15 protein-coding genes and 1 pseudogene are annotated in these 17,977 nt (G+C 73.2%); 7 read left to right on the plus strand and 9 right to left on the minus strand.

Going from position 1 to position 17,977, the window contains the following annotated elements:
* Positions 1 to 10 precede the first annotated feature (10 nt).
* Positions 11 to 2,397 (plus strand): annotated as a pseudogene (locus OOK34_RS31255) (ABC transporter).
* A gap of 60 nt (positions 2,398 to 2,457) precedes the next feature.
* Here the strand turns inward: OOK34_RS31255 and OOK34_RS31260 are convergent.
* From OOK34_RS31260 to OOK34_RS31275, 4 genes are all read right to left on the minus strand, one after another.
* Positions 2,458 to 3,123, minus strand: coding sequence for a hypothetical protein (locus OOK34_RS31260; protein WP_267037529.1), 666 nt, complete (start codon positions 3,121 to 3,123; stop codon positions 2,458 to 2,460).
* A 171-nt stretch (positions 3,124 to 3,294) separates the two neighbouring features.
* Complete coding sequence (locus OOK34_RS31265; RefSeq protein WP_267037530.1) at positions 3,295 to 4,035, minus strand: succinate dehydrogenase/fumarate reductase iron-sulfur subunit; 741 nt, start codon at positions 4,033 to 4,035, stop codon at positions 3,295 to 3,297.
* The gene (locus OOK34_RS31270; RefSeq protein WP_267037531.1) at positions 4,032 to 5,984 is read right to left on the minus strand and encodes a fumarate reductase/succinate dehydrogenase flavoprotein subunit; all 1,953 of its coding nucleotides are present in this window, start codon (positions 5,982 to 5,984) and stop codon (positions 4,032 to 4,034) included. Before OOK34_RS31270 ends, OOK34_RS31265 begins: the two co-directional genes overlap by 4 nt.
* 2 nt (positions 5,985 to 5,986) lie before the next feature.
* Positions 5,987 to 6,691 (minus strand): succinate dehydrogenase cytochrome b subunit, encoded by a 705-nt coding sequence (locus OOK34_RS31275; protein ID WP_267037532.1) that lies wholly within the window; start codon positions 6,689 to 6,691, stop codon positions 5,987 to 5,989.
* A gap of 95 nt (positions 6,692 to 6,786) precedes the next feature.
* Between OOK34_RS31275 and OOK34_RS31280 the strand changes: the two genes are divergently transcribed.
* On the plus strand, positions 6,787 to 7,665 hold the full coding sequence (locus tag OOK34_RS31280) for a LysR family transcriptional regulator (protein ID WP_267037533.1): 879 nt from the start codon (positions 6,787 to 6,789) through the stop codon (positions 7,663 to 7,665).
* Between the two features lie 45 nt (positions 7,666 to 7,710).
* Here OOK34_RS31280 and OOK34_RS31285 read toward each other — a convergent pair whose 3' ends face one another.
* Complete coding sequence (locus OOK34_RS31285) at positions 7,711 to 8,367, minus strand: TetR/AcrR family transcriptional regulator (protein ID WP_267037534.1); 657 nt, start codon at positions 8,365 to 8,367, stop codon at positions 7,711 to 7,713.
* Between the two features lie 106 nt (positions 8,368 to 8,473).
* Here OOK34_RS31285 and OOK34_RS31290 point away from each other — a divergent pair, with 106 nt between their 5' ends.
* Positions 8,474 to 9,541 carry an FAD-dependent monooxygenase gene (locus OOK34_RS31290; RefSeq protein WP_267037535.1) on the plus strand — a complete coding sequence of 356 codons (1,068 nt, stop codon included), beginning with the start codon at positions 8,474 to 8,476 and terminating at the stop codon, positions 9,539 to 9,541.
* A gap of 90 nt (positions 9,542 to 9,631) precedes the next feature.
* On the opposite strand, the gene OOK34_RS31295 is transcribed toward OOK34_RS31290, so the two are convergent.
* A complete protein-coding gene (locus OOK34_RS31295; RefSeq protein ID WP_267037568.1) occupies positions 9,632 to 11,788 on the minus strand; it encodes a bifunctional diguanylate cyclase/phosphodiesterase in 2,157 nt (718 codons plus the stop codon).
* A gap of 125 nt (positions 11,789 to 11,913) precedes the next feature.
* Positions 11,914 to 12,744: an SAM-dependent methyltransferase gene (locus OOK34_RS31300; RefSeq protein WP_267036571.1), complete on the minus strand. Its 831-nt coding sequence runs from the start codon at positions 12,742 to 12,744 to the stop codon at positions 11,914 to 11,916.
* Between the two features lie 869 nt (positions 12,745 to 13,613).
* Between OOK34_RS31300 and OOK34_RS31305 the strand changes: the two genes are divergently transcribed.
* The 3 genes from OOK34_RS31305 (at position 13,614) to OOK34_RS31315 (ending at position 15,406) form a co-directional block, all read left to right on the plus strand.
* Positions 13,614 to 13,739 carry a hypothetical protein gene (locus tag OOK34_RS31305; RefSeq protein WP_267037536.1) on the plus strand — a complete coding sequence of 42 codons (126 nt, stop codon included), beginning with the start codon at positions 13,614 to 13,616 and terminating at the stop codon, positions 13,737 to 13,739.
* Positions 13,740 to 13,788: 49 nt separating this feature from the next.
* Positions 13,789 to 14,559 carry a DUF4239 domain-containing protein gene (locus OOK34_RS31310; protein ID WP_267036569.1) on the plus strand — a complete coding sequence of 257 codons (771 nt, stop codon included), beginning with the start codon at positions 13,789 to 13,791 and terminating at the stop codon, positions 14,557 to 14,559.
* Positions 14,560 to 14,749: 190 nt separating this feature from the next.
* Complete coding sequence (locus OOK34_RS31315; protein ID WP_267036568.1) at positions 14,750 to 15,406, plus strand: hypothetical protein; 657 nt, start codon at positions 14,750 to 14,752, stop codon at positions 15,404 to 15,406.
* Between the two features lie 89 nt (positions 15,407 to 15,495).
* On the opposite strand, the gene OOK34_RS31320 is transcribed toward OOK34_RS31315, so the two are convergent.
* A complete protein-coding gene (locus OOK34_RS31320) occupies positions 15,496 to 15,996 on the minus strand; it encodes a hypothetical protein (RefSeq protein ID WP_267036567.1) in 501 nt (166 codons plus the stop codon).
* 352 nt (positions 15,997 to 16,348) lie between these two features.
* Between OOK34_RS31320 and OOK34_RS31325 the strand changes: the two genes are divergently transcribed.
* Complete coding sequence (locus tag OOK34_RS31325; RefSeq protein ID WP_267036566.1) at positions 16,349 to 17,008, plus strand: class F sortase; 660 nt, start codon at positions 16,349 to 16,351, stop codon at positions 17,006 to 17,008.
* An 82-nt stretch (positions 17,009 to 17,090) separates the two neighbouring features.
* On the opposite strand, the gene OOK34_RS31330 is transcribed toward OOK34_RS31325, so the two are convergent.
* A complete protein-coding gene (locus tag OOK34_RS31330; protein ID WP_267036565.1) occupies positions 17,091 to 17,954 on the minus strand; it encodes a polysaccharide deacetylase family protein in 864 nt (287 codons plus the stop codon).
* Positions 17,955 to 17,977: the final 23 nt, after the last annotated feature.

The following is a 17,977-nucleotide window of genomic DNA, read 5'->3' on the forward strand; positions in this document are numbered from 1 at the left end:
ACTGGGGCGAATGCGCCACTCCCCCGACGCCCCAGCCGACCAGCCGGACTCCCCCGACCCCTGCGTACGGGTACGAGGCGCCCGGGAGCACAATCTGCGCGGGGTCGACGTGGACATCCCGCGCGACACGCTGACCGTCTTCACCGGGGTCTCCGGCTCCGGGAAGAGCTCCCTGGCCTTCGGCACCCTCTACGCCGAGGCCCAGCGGCGGTACTTCGAGTCCGTGGCCCCTACGCCCGGCGGCTGATCCACCAGATCGGCGCCCCGAAGGTGGACTCGGTGACCGGGCTGCCGCCCGCCGTCTCCCTGGAGCAGCGCCGGTCCGCTCCGGGCTCGCGCTCCTCGGTGGGGACGGTGACCCTGCTCTCCAACTCCCTGCGGATGCTGTACTCCCGGGCCGGGACCTATCCGCCCGGAGCCGAGCGGCTCGACTCCGACGCCTTCTCCCCCAACACGGCTTCCGGCGCCTGCCCTTCCTGCCACGGGCTGGGCCGGATCCACCGCACCAGCGAGGAACTCCTCGTCCCCGACCGCGACCTGTCGATCCGTCAGGGAGCCATCGCGGCCCGGCCGGGGGCCTGGCAGGGCAAGAACCTGCGGGACATCCTCGAGGTGCTCGGCCACGACGTGGACCGGCCCTGGCGGGAGCTGTCGGCGAAGGACCGCGAGTGGATCCTGTTCACCGAGGAGCAGCCGGTGGTCACCGTGCACCCGGTGCGGGAGGCGGACCGGATCCAACGCCCCTACCAGGGCACGTACATGAGCGCGCACCGCTATGTGATGCGGACCTTCTCCGACAGCAGGAGCGCCACCTGGCGCTCCTGGACGGTCCGGACCTGAATCGGGCTCGGCTATCTGAGCGTCTCTGATCGGCCGCAATCACGCCAATCGCCTTCGTGCCCTGGTGCGACCGGCGTACCGGCGGCCCGTGTGAGCACGTCCCTCCGGACGCTGGTTGGCCCAGCCTGCACGGCTATGAGGCCAAGGAGGGTGCCCGACGTCGCCTGGGCACCGGGCGTGCACACACATAGTGTCACAGGCCGACTACGGATGGCCAGTTGAGGCGGCGACCCGGGATCACGCTGTGCACAGCCTGCCCGGCTGGCCACCCAGCTGCGGTCGGGGCTGTTCGGGGTGGTGTACGTACTGGACGAGCCGTCGGCGGGGCTGCACCCGGCGGACACCGAGGCGCTGCTCGACGTACTGGACCGGCTGAAGCGGGCGGGGAACACCGTCTTCGTCGTGGAGCACCACCTGGAGGTGGTGCTCCGCGCGGACTGGCTGGTGGACGTGGGGCCGCTGGCCGGGGAGCACGGCGGGCGGGTGCTGTACAGCGGGCCGCCCGGGGAGCTGGCCGCCGTCGCGGAGTCGGCGACGGCGCGGCATCTGTTCGCGCCGGCCGGGGCAGCGCGGGAGCGGCCCGTGCGGGAGGCCACCGGCGGCATCCGGCTCACGGGCGTGGACCGGCACAACCTGCGTGACGTGGCGGTGGAGTTCCCGCTCGGGGTGTTCACGGCGGTGACGGGCGTGTCCGGTTCGGGGAAGTCGACGCTGGTCGGACAGGTGCTGGCGCAGGAGGTCGCCGGGCGGCTGGCCGAGGCGGACTTCCCGGTGCGGCGGCTGGTGGAGGTGGACCAGAAGCCGATCGGGCGGACGCCGCGCTCCAACCTGGCCACGTACACGGGGCTGTTCGACGTGGTCCGCAGGCTCTTCACGGCGGCCCCGGAGTCGAGGGCGCGCGGCTGGAAGGCGGGCCGGTTCTCCTTCAACGTGCCGGGCGGGCGCTGCGAGACCTGCCAGGGCGAGGGCTTCGTCTCGGTGGAGCTGCTGTTCCTGCCCAGTACGTACGCCCCGTGCCCGCAGTGCGCGGGCGCGCGGTACAACTCCGAGACGCTGGAGGTCCGTTACGCGGGGCTGAACATCGCGGAGGTGCTGGGTCTGACGGTGGAGGCGGCGGCCGGCTTCTTCGCGCAGGTCCCGGCGGCGGCGCGCAGCCTGCGGGCGCTGGAGGACATCGGCCTGGGCTACCTGCGGCTGGGGCAGCCCGCGACCGAGCTGTCGGGCGGGGAGGCGCAGCGCATCAAGCTGGCGACGGAGCTCCAGCGGCTGCGCCGCGACCACACCCTGTACCTGCTGGACGAGCCGACGACGGGGCTGCATCCGGCCGATGTGCGGGTGCTGCTGCGGCAGTTGCACGGGCTGGTGGACGCGGGGCATTCGGTGGTGGTCGTGGAGCACGACATGGAGGTGGTGGCGGGGGCGGACTGGGTGATCGACCTGGGTCCGGGCGGCGGTACGGAGGGCGGCCAGGTCACGGCGGCGGGTCCGCCGCCGGTGGTGGCCGCCTCGCCGGACGCCCGCACGGCCCCCTACCTGGCGCGGGCGCTGGGCCTGTAGCGCGCGCGGCCGGGCCGTCTCCTTACGGACGCGGGTCAGGCGGGATCCGGAAGGGACGGCCTACGCGTCTCCGGGCAGCAGGCCCTGCGGGAGTTCGCGGAAGGCCCATTCGCCGCGGGTGCGGGTGAGGGTCCAGAGGAGGTCGTAGCGGTCGGGCCAGGCCGCCGGGACGCCGAGGACCCGGTGGGCTCCGAGGGCGCGGACCAGGCGGGGGATCCCGGCGGGCTCCCAGCACAGGAGTACGGGCATCCGGGCGCCCAACGCCGCCCGGATCAGGGCGGTTTCGGCTCCGAGCGCGAACTGGCCCTGTACGGGGATCCGCAGGGCGGCGGCCAGGGGCGCCAGGGTCTGCCTGCACCGGGCGGGGGCGGATGCCGGTCCGCCGGTCGCGAAGAGCGCGGCGGGGCGGGGCATCCGGGCACTGTGGGCGGGGCCGAAGAGCCGGGGCAGTTCCTCGGCGCGGCGCCGTCCGCGCCCGGCGAGGAAACCGGGGTCCTCGTTGCCCTCGTCGTCCTCGCCGGTGGCTCCGGCGTACGGCTTCTCCCCGTGCGGGATCACCATGACGAGGGCGTCCTTGGCGGGGGGCTGCTGGCCGGGGGCGGGGCTGCGCGGCCGCTTGCGGGTCGCGGTGTCCTGCGCCGTGCAGCCGGCCGTCGCCAGGCAGGCGAGGGCGGCGGCCAGCGCGGTGCGGCGGCGCGGTCCGGACCCGGCGGGGGCTTGGGGCATGGGGTCCACTGAAGCGCACGCGCCGGACCCGGCCGGGGCACGGCGCGGCGTACGGCCCGTACGAGCGCCCGGTCGGCGGATCGGGTCAGCCGATCGGCCCAGGCAGGGGGCCGGGGACGCTCGTACGGGGGTGTGCGGGGGCGATCCCGGCCCGTCAGCCCTTGCGGCCCCTCAGGCCTTGCGGACGGCGCGCAGCCACTCCTTGTTCATCGCGGCGATCGACGGCAGCGGGATGCCCTTCGGGCAGGCCGTGGCGCATTCGCCGGTCAGGGTGCAGCCGCCGAAGCCCTCGCCGTCCATCCGGGCCACCATGTCCAGCACCCGCGTCTCGCGCTCGGGCGAGCCCTGCGGGAGCACGTTCAGGTGGTTGATCTTGGCGGAGGTGAACAGCATCGCGGAGCCGTTGGGGCAGGCCGCCACGCACGCCCCGCAGCCGATGCACTCGGCGTGCTCGAAGGCGTGGTCGGCGGCCGGCTTGGGCACCGCGGTGGCGTGCGCCTCGGGGGCGGAGCCGGTCGGTGCCGTGATGTAGCCGCCGGCCTGGATGATGCGGTCGAAGGCGCTGCGGTCGACCACGAGGTCCTTGACCACGGGGAAGGCCGAGGCCCGCCACGGTTCGACGTCGATGGTGTCGCCGTCGGCGAAGGACCGCATGTGGAGCTGGCAGGTGGTGGTGCGTTCGGGGCCGTGGGCGTCGCCGTTGATGACGAGGCTGCAGGCGCCGCAGATGCCCTCGCGGCAGTCGTGGTCGAAGGCGACCGGGTCCTCGCCGCGCAGGATGAGGTCCTCGTTGAGGGTGTCGAGCATCTCCAGGAAGGACATGTCCTTCGATATGCCGTCGACCTCGTACGAGGCCATGGCGCCGGGGGCGTCGGCGTGCTGCTGGCGCCAGACGCGCAGGGTGAGCTTCATGCGTAGCTCCGCTGGGTGGGGTGGACGTACTCGAAGACGAGGTCTTCCTTGTGCAGGACGGGTGCGGCGCCGGTGCCCGTGTACTCCCAGGCCGCGGCGTAGCCGAACTCCTCGTCGCGGCGGGCGGCTTCGCCGTCGGGGGTCTGGGACTCCTCGCGGAAGTGGCCGCCGCAGGACTCGGCGCGGTGGAGGGCGTCGAGGCACATCAGCTCGGCGAGTTCGAGGTAGTCGACGACGCGGTTGGCCTTCTCCAGCGACTGGTTGAACTCCTCACCTCTGCCGGGGACCTTGATCCGCCGCCAGAACTCCTCGCGGATCTCCGGGATGCGGGCCAGCGCCTTGCGCAGCCCCTCCTCGGTGCGGGCCATCCCGCAGTACTCCCACATGAGTTCGCCGATCTCCCGGTGGAAGGAGTCGGGAGTGCGGTCGCCGTCGACGGCCAGCAGCTTCGCCAGGCAGTCGCGGGTCTCGCGTACGGCGGCCGCGGCCTCGGGGTGGCTGTCGTCGATCTCCTCGTGGTGCGGGTGGCGGGCGAGGTAGTCGTTGATGGTGGAGGGGAGCACGAAGTAGCCGTCGCCGAGTCCCTGCATCAGGGCGGAGGCGCCGAGGCGGTTGGCCCCGTGGTCGGAGAAGTTGGCCTCGCCGATCGCGAACAGGCCGGGGACGGTGGTCTGGAGGTCGTAGTCGACCCACAGTCCGCCCATCGTGTAGTGGACGGCGGGGTAGATCCGCATCGGGACCTCGTACGGGTTCTCCGCCGTGATCCGTTCGTACATCTCGAAGAGGTTGCCGTACTTCTCGGCGACCTTGTCCTTGCCCATGCGCCGGATGGCGTCGGCGAAGTCGAGGTAGACGCCCTGGCCGCCGGGGCCGACGCCGCGGCCCTCGTCGCAGACGTTCTTCGCGGCGCGGGAGGCGATGTCGCGGGGGACGAGGTTGCCGAAGGAGGGGTAGATCCGCTCCAGGTAGTAGTCGCGTTCGGCCTCGGGGATCTCGGCGGCGGGGCGGGTGTCGCCCTTGCCCTTGGGGACCCAGATGCGGCCGTCGTTGCGCAGGGACTCGCTCATCAGGGTGAGCTTGGACTGGTGGTCGCCGGTGCGCGGGATGCAGGTGGGGTGGATCTGGGTGAAGCAGGGGTTGGCGAAGTGGGCGCCGCGCCGGTGCGCCCGCCATACGGCGGTCGCGTTGGAGTTCATGGCGTTGGTGGAGAGGTAGAAGACGTTGCCGTAGCCGCCGCTCGCCAGCACCACCGCGTCGGCGTAGTACGTGTCGATGCTGCCGGTGACCAGGTCGCGGGCCACGATGCCGCGGGCCACTCCGTCGACCGTGATCAGGTCGAGCATCTCGGTGCGGGCGTGCATCTCGACGTTGCCGGCGGCGATCTGCCGGGACAGCGCCTGGTACGCGCCGAGCAGCAGCTGCTGGCCGGTCTGGCCGCGGGCGTAGAAGGTGCGGGAGACCTGGACGCCGCCGAAGGAGCGGGTGTCGAGGAGTCCGCCGTACTCGCGGGCGAAGGGGACGCCCTGGGCGACGCACTGGTCGATGATCTCGACGGAGATCTGGGCGAGGCGGTGGACGTTGGACTCGCGGGCGCGGAAGTCGCCGCCCTTGACGGTGTCGTAGAAGAGGCGGTGTACGGAGTCCCCGTCGTTGCGGTAGTTCTTGGCGGCGTTGATCCCGCCCTGTGCGGCGATGGAATGGGCGCGGCGCGGCGAGTCGGAGAAGCAGAACTGGACGACGTGGTAGCCCTGCTCGGCGAGGGTCGCGCCGGCGGCACCGCCCGCCAGGCCGGTGCCGACGACGATGATGCGGTGCTTGCGGCGGTTGGCCGGGTTGACCAGCTTGGCCTCGAAGCGGCGGCGGTCCCAGCGCTCGGCGATCGGGCCCTCGGGGGCCTTGGTGTCGCGGATCGGCTCGCCAGTGCTGTAGGCGGCGTACTCGGTGCTCATGGTCAGCTCACCACTCCGGTCATGACGGCGACGGGCACGGACGTGAAGCCCGCGAAGAGGACGAGGGCCAGGGCATTGGCCAGGAACTTCAGGGTCCGGTCGCGCCGGGCGTTGCCCGCGCCGAGGGTCTGGGCGGCGCTCCAGAAGCCGTGGCGGACGTGCAGGCCGAGGGCGGCCATGGCCACGAGGTAGATGGTGTTGCCGTACCAGGTGGAGAAGGAGGCGAGGACGTTCTGGTACGGGTGGCCGGCCCAGGCGCGCTCGTTGACGGTGAGCGTGGTGAGGTCGAGGAGGTGCCAGACGATGAAGAGGGCGAGGATGACGCCGCCCCAGCGCATGGTGCGGGTGGCGTAGCTCGCGCGTCGGCGCTTGTGGGCGTACTTCACCGGGCGTGCCTTGATGTCCCGGCGGCTGAGCTGGTAGGCGCAGATCGCGTGGGCGACGACGGCGGCGACCAGGATGACGCGTGCCGCCCACAAGCCCCAGTGGCTGTGCAGGAAGGGCTCGCCCATGTGGCGGAGCCAGTGCCCGTAGGCGTTGAACTCCTCAGCCCCGAAGAAGATCTTGAGGTTGCCCATCATGTGGACGACCAGGTACCCGAGCATGATCAGCCCGGACACCGCCATCACGGACTTCTTGCCGACGGTGGAGTCCCAGAGCGTGCGCGTGGTGGACGGCCGTCGATCCGTCCGCGTTGCCAGAGCCATGTCATCGACCGTAAGGACGAAGGTCCCGAAAGGTCCAAGACATGGTGGAGCTGATCGCGATAGGTGTGGCCTATGGAGGGCGATAGCCTGGGGGCATGCAGTTCCAGCAGCTGGTCTATTTCGTGGCCGTCGCCGAGACCCGGCACTTCACCCGCGCCGCCGAGCGCGAGCACGTGGCCCAGCCCTCGCTGTCGCAGCAGATCAAAGCGCTCGAACGGGAGCTGGGGGCGGAGCTGTTCAGCCGGGCGCGGGGGAACATCGCGCTCACCGACGCGGGCGAGGCGCTGCTGCCGCTGGCGCGGCGGATCCTGGCGGACGCGGACACGGCGCGGCTGGAGGTGCAGGAGCTGGCGCAGCTGCGGCGCGGCCGGGTCCGGCTGGGTGCCACCCCGAGCGTGTGCACGGGTCTGCTGCCGGCGGTACTGCGCGCCTTCCACACGGCGCATCCGGGCATCGAGCTGCTGATCGAGGAGAGCGGTTCGCTGGACCTGGTACGGGAACTCGCGCGCGGGGTCCTGGACCTGGCCCTGATCGCCCTGCCGCTGCCGCCCTCGGCGCCCGCCCTGACCACGGTGGAGCTGCTGACGGAGGACCTGGTGGTGGTCTCGTCCGCCGACCTCCCGCCCCCGGCGGGCGGCGGGGAACTGACCATCGCCGACCTGCGCGAGGAGCCGATGGTGATGTTCCGCCACGGCTACGACCTGCGGGACCTGACGGTGGGGGCCTGCCGGGCCGCGGGCTTCGAGCCGGTGTTCACGGTGGAGGGCGGGGAGATGGACGCGGTCCTGGGCTTCGTGCGGGCCGGGCTGGGCATCGCGGTGGTCCCGGCCATGGTCGTCGACCACGCCGGCCCGGGGCTGCGCGCCACCCCCCTCGCCGGCTCCCCGCTGCGGCGCACGATCGCCCTGGCCCACCGCACGGACGTGGCGCCCCCGCGCGCGGCGCGCGAGCTGAAGCGCATCCTGGTCGGCTGAGCCTTCGGGAGGAGGCCGGCCGGCCGGCGGCCGGTCGGCGGCCGGTCAGGCCGGGGGTATGGGCAGGGCCCGGTCGAGGCCCTCGGCCAGCATGGTGAAGGCCCGGTCGGCGTCGGCGACGGCGGCCGGGTAGGCCGCGTCGGCACTCTGACCGGCCGAGAGGCGGCGCCAGTTCTCCCGGCCCAGCTCCTGGCGGACCGTCACCAGGTGCAGCGCCGCGAGGCGGGCGGTGAGCGGGGGGACCGCCTCCGCCTCCAGGACGCCGGCGAGCAGTTCCACCTCGCGCGCCGTGTAGTGGGCCAGTCTGCCCTCCAGGCTGGCCGTGGAGTACAGCAGCCCCTGGAAGGCGAGCACGTTCGGGTGGTCGCAGAGCCCGGTGATGGGGTCGCGCTCGGCGAGGGCCGCCAGGAAGTGCTCGTGAACGGCCCGCACCGGGGTCCGGCCCGCCGGCCGGTCGCGCACGATGCGCGCCGCCTCGTCCTGGTGGTCGGCGAAGCGGTCGAGCACCAGGTCCTCCTTGCTCGGGAAGTACCGGAACAGGGTGGGCTTGGAGACCTCGGCCGCGGCGGCCACGTCGGCCACCGACACGGCATCGAAGCCCCGCTCGAGGAAGAGCTCCAGCGCCGTGGCCGCCAGCTGGCGCCGCGTACGCAGCTTCTTGGCTTCCCTCAGACCCGCCCTCAGACCCGTCGTGTTGTCCATGTCGTCCAGCGTAGCACGGAATCATGACCGGGTTAATTTTGTGACCGGGTTGCTTTTTCTTTCCTCACGCGCTTTCCTTGTGTCATCGACGACGAGAGGAACTCCGATGACCGACGTACTGATCGCGGGCTCCGGCCCCACCGGACTGACCCTGGCCTGTGAGCTGGCGCTGCGCGGTGTCTCTGTCCGCGTCCTCGACCAGCGGCCGGGACCGCACCGCGAATCCCGCGGCAAGGGCCTCACCCCGGGCAGCCTGGAGGTCTTCGCCCGGCTCGGCGCCGCCGAGCGGATCTCCGCCATCGGCGCGCGGCGCATGGTCCTGCGCAAGTACTTCGACGGCGCCCACATCCAGGACACGGCGACCGGCGGCGGGGTCCTGATCGCCCAGTGGCAGGTCGAAGATGTCCTGCGCGAGCGGCTCGCCGGCCTCGGCGTACGGATCGAGTACGAGGCCCAGGTGGCCGGCATCGCCCAGGAAGCCGGCGGGGTCACCGTACGGCTGGCCGACGGCCGCAGCGCCCGGGCGGGGTACCTCGCCGGGTGCGACGGTGGCCACAGCTCGACCCGGCGCCTGCTCGGGATCCCCTTCGAAGGCCACACCGAGGAGGCGCCGACGATGGTGATCGGGGACGTGAGGGCCCCGGGCCTGAGCCGGGAGTACTGGCACCAGTGGTTCACCTCGGACGGCGGCGGGATGATGCTCTGCCCCATGCCCGAGACGGACACCTTCCAGCTCCAGGCCTCGCCCGAGCTCGACGGGGACGGCCGGCCGCTGGCGCCCTCCCTGGAGGGCCTCCAGCGGCTCTTCGACCGGCACGCTCGGATGGAGGGCATACGGCTGGCGGATCCCACCTGGATGTCGACCTGGCGGGTCAATGTCCGCATGGCCGCCCGGATGCGCGAGGGCCGGGTCTTCCTTGCCGGAGACGCGGCCCATGTCCATCCGATAGCCGGCGGGCTGGGCATGAACACCGGCATCCAGGACGCCGCGGCCCTCGGCCGGACCCTGGCCGGGGCCCTGACCGGGCAGGGCGGGGAGGACGTGCTCGACGGGTACGAGGCCGAGCGGCTGCCGGCCGCCGCCGAGGTGCTGGCCGACACCACCGAGCGGCACCGGCGGGTCCTGGAAGCCGTGCGCGAGCCCGGCCGGGGGACGGAGGCCGGTCTGGACTGACCCGCCCCCCGAGCCCCCGGCCCGGCGCCGGCCCCGGCGCGGACGGGAGGGCGCCGGGGGCGGCCGGGACGCGGCCGGGGGCGGACGGGGTCAGGGGGTGGGCACGGCGTCCGAGAGGGAGAGGGCGTGGATCCGGTCCGGGGAGCCGGGGCGGGCGTAGTACCAGCCCTGGGCGGTGTCGCAGCCGAGGGCGCGCAGCTGGGCCGCCTGGGCGCCGGTCTCCACCCCCTCGACCGTCACCGCGAGTTCGAGACTGTGGGCCAGGGCGACGATGCCCTCCACGATCTTGACGTCGACGGGGTCGGCGGGCTGCTGCTGCATCCCCTGGGTGAAGGAGCGGTCCAGCTTCAGGACGCTGACCGGCAGACGGCGCAGGTTGGCCAGGTTCGAGTAGCCGGTGCCGAAGTCGTCGAGGGCGATGTCCACGCCCAGGGCGGCGAGCCGGCGCAGTGGCTCGAGGAGTTCGTCGTCGGCCCCGATCAGCGCCGACTCGGTGACCTCCAGGCACAGGGCGCCCGGGGCCAGCCCGGAGGCCTCCAGCACGCGCACGGTGTCGGCGACCAGGCCGGGGTGGTGGAGCTGGGTGGGCGAGAGGTTGACGTTGACGCGCAGGGTGGCCCCGCCGTGCTGGAGCTGCCAGTTGCGGGCCTGGCGGACGGACTCCTCCAGGACCCAGCGGCCGAGCGGCACGATCAGCCCGGTCCGCTCGGCGAGCGGGATGAAGCGGTCCGGGCCGAGCACGCCGTACTGCGGGTGCGACCAGCGCACCAGCGCCTCCGCGCCGCGCACGCTGCCGTCGTGCATGTGCACCAGGGGCTGGTACTCGATGAAGAACTCGCCGCGCTCCAGCGCCGCCGGCAGGGCGTTGGTCAGGCCGTGCCGGGTGATGGCGCGGGCGTCGGCCTCCGCGTCGGCGAACTCGAAGCGGTTGCCGCCGGCCGCCTTGGCCCGGTACATGGTGATGTCGGCGCTGCGCAGCACCTCCGCCGGAGTGCGCTCGCCCGCCCGGCCCTCGACGATGCCGATGCTGCCGCGCACCGACAGCTCCCGTCCCTCCAGCCGGATGGGGGTGGACAGCGCCGACAGGATGCGCACCGCCAGGTCGGTCACCTTCTCCTCGTTGTCGGCGGCGGGCCCGGTCGTCAGGGCCACGAACTCGTCGCCGCCCAGGCGCGCGACGACCTCGCCCGGTCCGGTGGCGCAGCTCTGCAGCCGGTCGGCGACCTCCACCAGCAGCCGGTCCCCCGCCGAGTGGCCGAGGCTGTCGTTGACCGTCTTGAACCCGTCGAGGTCGAGGTAGCACAGGCCGAAGCGGCTGCCGGGGGTGGCGTTCAGGGCCTTCTCCAGCCGCTCGAAGAACAGCGTCCGGTTGGGCAGCCCGGTCAGGGCGTCGTGGGTGGCCTCGTAGCGCAGCCGGAGGTTGAGCAGCCGGCGTTCGGTGGTGTCCTCCATCAGGGCCAGCTGGTACTGCGGGACCCCGTCGGCGTCGCGCAGCAGGGACACCGTCAGGTTGGTCCACAGCACGGTCCCGTCGTGCCGGTAGTAGGGCTTCTCCACCCGGTAGTGCTCGCGCTCCCCGCGCACGAGCTCCCCGTACATCCGCCAGACGTGCGGGGTGTCGTCGGGGTGGCCCCACTCGCTGACGTTGCGGCTGCGGACGTGCCCTTCCAGGCCGCCGAACATCTTGAGGAGGGTGTCGTTGACCTCGAGGACGTTGCCGTCCAGATCGGCGATGCCGATCCCCACGGCCGCCCCCTCGAAGACCGCCCGGAAGCGCTCCTCGCTGGCGTGCAGGGCCTGCTGGGCGTCGGTGCGGGCCGTCAGCGCGGAGCGGGCGATGGCCTCCTGCTCGCGCAGGGTCCGCTCGCGCAGCGCGCGGGCGAACCCGGCGGCGATGCCGTGCTGGAGGCGGGCGCAGCGCGACCGGTACTCCTCGGTGCCCTCGGCCCCGGCGCCGTCCGGGCCGCAGTACAGCACCAGGTAGGACTCGACCACCCCGAGCGTCCCGGCGAGCGCCTCGGGGTCGGTGCAGTGCACGGCGACGAGTTCGGCGCCCACGCGCTGGGCGACGCCCGCGTCGAAGGGCCGGGCGTGCAGGGCCTCGGTCAGGGTCCGGGCGAGGGGGACGAGGTGCTGTTCGAACTCGGGGCGGGTCAGGGAGGTCGCCGTGACGGGGAAGATGGCCCGCCCCCAGATGGTCGCGAAGCGGGCGATGCGGTCCTCGAGCCCGCTCCGCAGCTCGCGCAGCGGCGCCCGGCCCTGGTGCGGGCCGGGCGGCGGGGTGGGGTCCGCCGGGGCCGGCGGGGGCGTCGGCTCCCCGGCGGCCTCCGGGCGGGCGGGGCCGGCGGGCGGGGGCGTCGGAGCGGGGAGTCTCACGGCTTGCGTCCCACGCCGCCGAAGCCCGAGAAGGCGTACGGATCCTCCGGTGCCTCGCCGTCGGCGAGGGGTCCGGTGCCTTCGGGGTGCCAGTCGGGCATGGACACGAGGCCCGGCTCCAGCAGCTCGAACCCGTCGAAGAAGCCGGTGATCTCCTCGTGGCGGCGCATGACCAGCGGGTTGCGGATGTCCCGGTAGACGCCGACGGCCCCGCCCGCGGCCTCCTCGGTGAGCGGGATGCCCTCGTAGGAGGCGTGGGTGAGGATCAGCAGGCTGCCCGGGGCCAGCGCGTCGCGCAGCTCGGCGACGGCGGCGTACGGCCGGTCCGTGTCCTCCAGGAAGTGCAGTACGGCGACAAGCAGCAGCGCGACGGGCCGGTCCAGGTCCAGGAGCCGGCCGACCTCGGGGGAGCCCAGGATGTCCTGCGGCTTGCGCAGGTCGGCGGAGACGACGCCGGTGCGGTCGTCGCCGGCGAGGACGGCGTGGCTGTGGGCGACGGCCACCGGGTCGTGGTCCACGTAGACCACGCGGGCCTCGGGGCTGGCGGCGCGGGCGACCTCGTGGACGTTGCCGAAGGTCGGGATGCCGGAGCCGATGTCGAGGAACTGGGTGACGCCCCCGGCCACGGCGTGGCGGACCGCGCGGCGCATGAACGCCCGGTTGGCCTGCATGATCTTGGGCAGACCCGGCATGAATTCCATGGCGCGGCGGGCGGCCTGGCGGTCGACCTCGAAATTGTGGGAGCCGCCCAGGTAGTAATCGTAGATACGGGACACACTGGGCACCGATATGTCGATGCCTGGCGGGGCCCAGGCGGGGCGTTCCATCGGGGTCTCCAAGCGTCGTCGTGCCGCGGTCGTGCGGGGGTCCGTCCGGGAGGTGGGACGGGGGTCGGACTGCTGTCCGAGCCGAATGTACTGATCATTTCCCAACAGGGCGAGCTAAAGCGGAAATTGGCGGTCCGTTCTTGGTCACACACCAAAGGCACGTGCGGACCCCGACATCGATGGCGAAGAAACCGACAAATACCTTTTGGGATTTGGCCATCCAACGATCAGAAGCGCTCCAAATCTGGCTCAAACCTCTACGCTCCACACTCCACCCGTTCAGGCGAACCGACGCCGCGCCCCGCGTGCGCGGGCGCGCGCGGGCCCATGCTCCCCGGGTGAACAGAGCCTGTGCCAGGCGCCTGCTGGCGGTCCCGGTCCTGCTGTGGGCGGCGTTGTCCACCACACCGGCCATGGCCGATAGCTGTGCCTACGCGACGATCGGCACCTCGGGCGACGGGGCCTCCATCGAGCTGTCCGCGTTCGCCGGCAGCGGCGGGAGCGGAGTCGGCCGAGGTGGCGGACATCACGACGGCCGCGGCCACGGGCACGGTCGTGGCCACGGCCACGGCCACCACTGCCCGCCGCCGCCTCCCCCGCCGTGCCCGCCCAAGCCCACCCCCAAGCCACCACCGCCACCACCGCCCTCTCCCCCGCCGAAGCCGCCACCCCCCAAGCCCACCCCGCCGCCACCGCCGCCGAAGCCGGCCCCCGCGCCGCCCGCACCGGCCCCCAAGCCGGTGCCGGTGCCCAAGCCGGTACCGGTACCGGCACCGAAGCCCGCGCCCCGGGTGTACGAGGCACCCGCCCCGCCACCGCCCGCGCCCGAGCCACCGCCCGCACCGGCGGCGACCCCGCCGCCCAGGCCCGTGGCCCGTCCCGCGTACCACGCCCCCGCCCGCAAACCGGTGGAGCGCCACGTCTCACCGGTCACCTTCACCCTCATGACCGCCGCCCCGGCCGTGCTCGCGATCGTCGCACTGCGCCCGCGCTAGGGGGTGTCCCCCTGAACCGCACCCACCGCTCATCGATTTTGGAGTCATCTTGTCGGAATGGCTCGTCCTGTCCCTCGCGATGGCCGCGGCCTGTGCCGTGGTGCTGTCCATCGCCTTCTTCAACCACCGCAGGATCGGCGAGGACGACGATCCGAACGAGACCCCGGACGTCATCGAGTACATGACGATGATGATCGGGGTGATCTACGCGATCGTGCTGGGCCTGGCGATCGCGGGCGTCTGGGAGGGCCGCGGGGCCGCCCAGGAGTACGTACGCCAGGAGGCCCAGGCCCTGCACGAGATCAGCGTCCGCTCCGAGGTCTACCCGGCCGACGTGCGCAAGAGGATCCGCTCCGACGTCGACGCGTACGTGACCTACGTGGTCGACACGGAATGGGAGCAGATGGCCCAGGACGGCGACCTCACCGAACGCAGCGGGGAGCTGCTCGAGAAGATCCGCCGGGACGTCACCGACTACGAGCCGCAGACCGACCACGAGGGGCAGGCCTACCAGCCGCTGGTCGACCAGGTCGCGCTGGTGGACGACGCCCGCAACTCACGCGGCCAGAGCGCCGGGGCCACCATGCCCGGGGTGGTGTGGTTCGGGCTGATCGCCGGGGCCCTGGTGACGGTGGGCCTGATCTTCACCCTGCAGATCCGCCGCTCCTTCCGCGAGATGCTGCTGGCCGGCCTCTTCAGCGCGCTGATCGCCTTCCTGCTCTTCCTGATCTGGGACTTCGACGCCCCCTTCGGCCGGGGCATCGCCGCCACCGCCGAGCCCTTCCTCGCCCAGTTCCCGCACCTGGGGCTGAAGAGCTGAACGCGCGCCCGCTCCCGGGAAACCGGGGGCGGGCCTCCCGTCGCCGGTTCGGCCTACGGGCATGCCCCATTCGCCCGTTCCTGATCGCGGGTCACCCGACCGGCACCTAGCGTGGCGGACATCGAGGTGCACGACCCCCCACGTGCGGAGACGCTGCGCGACTGCCCCTCGGGGATCCGGAGGACCGACCATGGGTGCGATACGCAGCTCCGCCATCGCCCTGCTGAGCACCGGCGCCGCCGGCGCCGTTCTCGCGTTCGGCGTGTTCGCCGCGCCCTCCGCCCCGGCGGCCGAGCCGGCGCAAGTCACCTCCTTCGGCTTCGCCGTCACCCCCTCCACGGTCGCCCCCGGCGGCCAGGTGACGCTCTCCGTCACCAACTGCGACGCCGCCTACGCCACCGCCTCCTCCGGGGTCTTCGACACCGTGAGCATCGCGCGCGGACAGACCGTCCGGGTCACCGTGGACCGTGACGCCCGGCGCGGAGCCCTGTATTCCGTCACCTTCACCTGCAACGGGGAGAACGGCTCCGCCGACCTCACCATCGCCGGCGGTACGACGAGCCCCAGCACCAGCTCCACCACCGGCATCCGGCCCAGCCCCTCCACGGGCACCACGGCCGGCATCCAGCCGCGCGCCACCCCCACCACGCGCACCACCCCGGCCACCCGCACCACTCCCACCACCCGCAGCTCCGCCGGAGCCACCCTCGGCGTGCGGGGCGGGCTCGGCGGCAGCGTGGCCGGGATGGACCCCCTGGAACTCGGTGCGGGCGCCGCGCTCTTCCTCGCCGCCGCGGGCGGTACGGCGTACGCCCTGCGCCGGCGCCGCCAGGCCCGCGGCCACTGACCCCGCGCCGTCGCCGACCGCCGGCCACCACCGGTCGCCCCGGGTCCTGGGCGGGACCCGGGGCGGACGGCGGCGGGGGCCGGGCGGCGTCAGCCCCGGGAGCCCGCCGGACGGCGGCGGCGCATCACGTGCGCGCCCGCGCCGAGTGCCGCGACGCCCACCAGACCCGCGCCGATGGCCGTCTCGGCGGTGGACGGGCCGAAGGAACCGCCGATACCGCCCTGTGCTCCGTTGCCGGGCAGGATCGTGAACCGGTGGGTGGCCACCAGGCTGTTGTCGTGGCACTTGACCGACAGCGTGTGGTGGCCGGGCGAGGCGTGGTTGAAGATCCGGACGGTCGCGAAGCCGATGGAGCCGGCCGACAGGTTCGTCTGCGGAAAGTTGCCGTTCGACCAGACCGTGCCGCCGTGGCCGCAGCCCGCGGCGCTGACCTGCATCGAGGCACCCTGGTGCACGGAGTACGGGTTGACCGTGACGTTGCTGGGGCCGTTGCCGCCGCCCTGCGGCGAGTTCGCGGCGGCGAACGAGGCACTGAGCCCGATCGCGGCGCAGGCGGCCGCGGTCACGGTGAGAGCGCGCAGAACACGCATGGTGGAACCTCCAGCGGGAAGCGCCCCGGAGCGGTGGCCCGGGCAGATCGACGAGAACGCCTCCCATCACGAACCCTCGGCGCGGCTCGCAACCAGCGCATTTCCGCCTTTGGGCCGCCCGGTTGAGCGACACGCCGAAGCGCGGACTGATCATCTGACGGATCCGCAGGTCATGAGCCGTCAGGCATTTATGTGACGAATACCTGGATGGGCGCACCCCAACCGGGCGCACCACCCGTTCGCCCTTCCCCGATCGCCGTCCCGGCCGTGCACCCTTAACGTGCGTGAAGAAGGGCGTACCGGGGAGGGACATGAACGCGGGTCGGGACCCCCGCGTCGGGAAGGGAGAGCCATGACCGAGGACGAGTGCGAGCAGCCGCCGAGGAGACGCTCCCCCTGGGGAGTCCTCGCGCTGGTCATGCTCAGCGGCCTCGCCATGATGAGGAACGGGGCGAACGCCGAGGACGGGCCGCCGCAGCCCACCGCCGCGGCGGCCGTCGCCGTGCGCGCGGACCAGCTGCCGGCGCCGACGCCGCCGGCGGACCTGGAGGTGCTGGAGCACTCGTCGGTGCAGCGCGTCCGGATTCCGACGATCAACGTGGACGCGCCGGTGATGACGGTCGGGCTGGACGCGCAGGGGTGGATCGACGCCCCGCCACCGCAGGAGCGCAACCTGGCGGGCTGGTACCTCAACGGCATCTCGCCGGGCCAGCAGGGTTCGGCGGTGATCGTGGGGCACGTGGACAACGCGCAGGGCCCGGCGGTCTTCTACGGCCTGGGCTCGGTCAAGCCGGGCAGCCGGATCGAGGTGGAGCGCTACGACGGGCGGATCGCCGTCTTCGAGGTGTACGGAGTGGAGGTGTTCTCCAAGGAGGCCTTCCCCGGAGCCCGGGTGTACGGGGACACCGGGCACGCGGAGCTCCGGGTGATCACCTGTGGCGGCGCCTACTCGAAGGCCAAGGGGTACGACGGCAACGTGGTCGTCTTCGCCCGGATGGTGGCGACCCGCTGACGGAACGTTTCCCTCCAGGGCGCGACGGGCCCCGGCGGGCCGGGGGCCACCTCCCCGACCCGCCGGAGGGGGTACCGCGCCCTCAGCGGGTCGGCAGCGTCATCCGGTAGCCGCGTCCGAGCAGTTGGGGCAGGTACGCCTCGAGCGCCCGGACGCTCTGCGACCGGTCGCCGCCGGCGTCGTGGTTGAGCACGATCACCCCGGGGGCGGCGCCCCCCAGCACCCGGGAGATGATCGTGGCGGTCCCCGGCTCCTTCCAGTCGAGGGTGTCCACGGTCCAGGCGAGCGGCTCCATCCCCAGGTCGGCGCCGATCTCGAAGGCGGCCCGGTTCCACGCCCCGTACGGCGCCCGGAACCACTGCGGGGCCTGGCCCACGGCCTGCTGCACGACCTCGCTCGTGCGCCCGATCTCGGCCTCGAGGGCGGAGCGGCCGAGCGTGGGGATGAGCGGGTGCGTCCAGGTGTGGTTGCCGATGACGTGCCCCTCGGTGGTCATCCGGCGCAGCAGGTCGCGGTTCTCGGCTGCCATCTCCCCGCAGACGAAGAACATCGCGCGGACCCCGTACCGGGCGAGGGTGTCGAGGATGGCCGGGGTGTAGCGGGGGTCGGGGCCGTCGTCGAAGGTCAGCACCATGGAACTGCCCTCGGCGGCTTCGGCGGGCAGCTCCAGGATGGGCCGGCTGCGGACGGCGGGCTTGGCGACGGGGGGCCGGGCGGGTGCCTCGGCGGTCATCGGCCGCAGCCGGTAGGACTTGTCGGGCGGCCCTTCGGGGCGCAGCCCGGGGGCTCCGGCGGCGCCCGCCGGCCCGGGCGCCGGTCCGGGAGCGGCGCCGGGGGCGCCGGCGGGGGCGCCGGCGGTGGATCCGCCCTGGGGGCCGCCCTCGCCGGCGGTGACCAGGCCGGAGGCGGCGGCGATTCCGAGGAAGACGGCGGTACGCAGGAGCATGCGTCGCCCTACTGTCGGCTCGT

It is taken from the genome of Streptomyces sp. NBC_00091, assembly GCF_026343185.1.
In the GTDB taxonomy this organism is placed as follows: domain Bacteria; phylum Actinomycetota; class Actinomycetes; order Streptomycetales; family Streptomycetaceae; genus Streptomyces.

What these genes read in the sequence shown, in the direction of transcription:
- OOK34_RS31325 (WP_267036566.1), top strand. Translation starts at nt 16,349, where the DNA reads ATGACCGAGGACGAGTGCGAGCAGCCGCCGAGGAGACGCTCCCCCTGG.
- OOK34_RS31315 (WP_267036568.1), top strand. Translation starts at nt 14,750, where the DNA reads ATGGGTGCGATACGCAGCTCCGCCATCGCCCTGCTGAGCACCGGCGCC.
- OOK34_RS31280 (WP_267037533.1), top strand. Translation starts at nt 6,787, where the DNA reads ATGCAGTTCCAGCAGCTGGTCTATTTCGTGGCCGTCGCCGAGACCCGG.
- OOK34_RS31265 (WP_267037530.1), bottom strand. Translation starts at nt 4,035, where the DNA reads ATGAAGCTCACCCTGCGCGTCTGGCGCCAGCAGCACGCCGACGCCCCC.
- OOK34_RS31330 (WP_267036565.1), bottom strand. Translation starts at nt 17,954, where the DNA reads ATGCTCCTGCGTACCGCCGTCTTCCTCGGAATCGCCGCCGCCTCCGGC.
- OOK34_RS31270 (WP_267037531.1), bottom strand. Translation starts at nt 5,984, where the DNA reads ATGAGCACCGAGTACGCCGCCTACAGCACTGGCGAGCCGATCCGCGAC.
- OOK34_RS31260 (WP_267037529.1), bottom strand. Translation starts at nt 3,123, where the DNA reads ATGCCCCAAGCCCCCGCCGGGTCCGGACCGCGCCGCCGCACCGCGCTG.
- OOK34_RS31275 (WP_267037532.1), bottom strand. Translation starts at nt 6,691, where the DNA reads ATGGCTCTGGCAACGCGGACGGATCGACGGCCGTCCACCACGCGCACG.
- OOK34_RS31320 (WP_267036567.1), bottom strand. Translation starts at nt 15,996, where the DNA reads ATGCGTGTTCTGCGCGCTCTCACCGTGACCGCGGCCGCCTGCGCCGCG.
- OOK34_RS31300 (WP_267036571.1), bottom strand. Translation starts at nt 12,744, where the DNA reads ATGGAACGCCCCGCCTGGGCCCCGCCAGGCATCGACATATCGGTGCCC.
- OOK34_RS31285 (WP_267037534.1), bottom strand. Translation starts at nt 8,367, where the DNA reads ATGGACAACACGACGGGTCTGAGGGCGGGTCTGAGGGAAGCCAAGAAG.
- OOK34_RS31290 (WP_267037535.1), top strand. Translation starts at nt 8,474, where the DNA reads ATGACCGACGTACTGATCGCGGGCTCCGGCCCCACCGGACTGACCCTG.